The organism is Allobosea sp. ASV33, from assembly GCF_016428755.1.
GTDB lineage: Bacteria > Pseudomonadota > Alphaproteobacteria > Rhizobiales > Beijerinckiaceae > Allobosea.
In genome coordinates this window covers 1-253 of record NZ_JAELTI010000399.1, presented here as the reverse complement: position 1 = coordinate 253, position 253 = coordinate 1, and the positions used below count along the sequence as shown (strand labels likewise).

Below are 253 nucleotides of genomic sequence, written 5' to 3'. Positions count from 1 at the left end.
CCCCCCCCCCCCCCCCCCCCCCCCCCCCCCCCCCCCCCCCCCCCCCCCCCCCCCCTTTTCACGCAGAAGACGGCATACGAGATCGCGCCTAGAGTCTCGTGGGCTCGGAGATGTGTATAAGAGACAGCCATAGGTCATGGTGTTGGCGTCGACGATCCGATCGGAGGTCGCCGAAGCCGCGACGGCACCGGGAGCGGACAAGACCGAGCCGGTGATGTCGGCGAGCACGCGGCTGTCGAGGCTCGCGATATTG

1 protein-coding gene is annotated in these 253 nt (G+C 70.0%); it reads right to left on the bottom strand.

The genetic code is table 11. The features are described 5' to 3' along the window. Positions 1–253, bottom strand: a 253-nt coding sequence (locus tag JHD80_RS28380) for a hypothetical protein (RefSeq protein WP_199094010.1), incomplete at both ends; no start/stop codon positions are given.